General features: G+C 34.5%; 1 protein-coding gene. It reads right to left on the reverse strand.

Annotated features, from left to right (window positions below; all coding sequences use genetic code 11):
* Positions 1–579: 579 nt before the first annotated feature.
* On the reverse strand, positions 580–1209 hold the full coding sequence (locus F6K13_RS33650; RefSeq protein WP_353735758.1) for a transposase: 630 nt from the start codon (positions 1207–1209) through the stop codon (positions 580–582).
* Between the last annotated feature and the right edge of the window lie 92 nt (positions 1210–1301).

Raw genomic sequence — 1301 nt, forward strand, 5'->3', positions numbered from 1 at the left:
CTATTATCGTGGCATCCGATAATAGTAAAGATATTGCTATTAGTTTGCCTATGGCTATTATGTCTATGGCTATTAGGACATTAAATGTATAGTGTTTGTTCTGTAGACTTTTTATATAGTCTTTTGATCTGGTTTTTGACTTTTGATCTTTAGCTACCTGAACAGATTTTTTTGTTACGTATATTTGGGTTGACATCAAACTCTTTCCTTTGTCGTTTTTTGATCCAAAATCACCTGTTTGGTACTTACACCTCTAGGCCACTATTTTATGTTTATGAGTCTAGGAATTTTATGTACGGTTGTTAACAACAATCAGATTCTATCATTAATGTTTTAAAATTCAAACCTTTGATCGTAAATTTATGGTTTGTTGGACAAAAGACAAAAATACTATCATAAGTAACCGAGCATGGCACAAAAAATCTCTACCATTAGAGATCGGTAAAGCCTAATCCTAGTCTAAGTCTAAGGAAGTTGATCAAGATGTTAACAGAATACCCGCAGCATATCGTATCTTGGTGTCCTATGGCAATGCTAATCAATATTGATCATTTTCTTTGTGGGTTTAATACCCCACCGTCAACGGGGGTGTTCACGCATTACTTGGGGGAGCGAATCCCCATGTAATTTTCCTCCTGTCTCCTGTCTCCAGTATAGCTGTCTCCTGTCTCCTTCTTCAAGTAATGTATCTTTCCTGATATCAGCTACCTTTGTATGTAGCCTCGCTATTTTTAGCTGTGCTTTTTTCCAGTTATTGGAAAACTTGGTTTTATGTCTGTTAAGGTATTGAAGTCGTGAGAGTTTAGCTTCTAACCTCCTTTTTGATTTAGCCCCTTCAAAAACTTCACCAGTGGATAAAGTAGCTAGAGATTTTATACCTAAATCAACACCAACTACATCTACTGATTTCTCAGTAATTTGAGTTTCTTTCTCTCTAGAATTGAAACTGATGAACCAACGGTCGGCTTTTCGGCTAATAGTTACAGACTTAGGAGTAATATTATCTGGCAATATTTCGTAAGTTTTCACCCATCCAATTCTTGGTAATTTAATCTGATTAAAACCGACTGTAATTGAACCATCTAAAGTAAAGCTATCATCTTTACCTTTTTTCTTGAATTTAGGTTGACCAGACACTTTTTTAAAGCAACGCTTCCAAGATAACGATAAATACCTTAAAGCATATAAAATTAATATTAAGCAGTTTATAGTTAGAGAAAGCTATGTTTAATTTTCTCGGTGGAAAATATATCATCAGGAAAATTTTTTAGGAGAAGTTAGTTGCAACTTAGCCAAAACTA

The organism is Okeania sp. SIO2B9 (genome assembly GCF_010672505.1).
Taxonomy (GTDB): Bacteria; Cyanobacteriota; Cyanobacteriia; order Cyanobacteriales; family Microcoleaceae; genus Okeania; species Okeania hirsuta.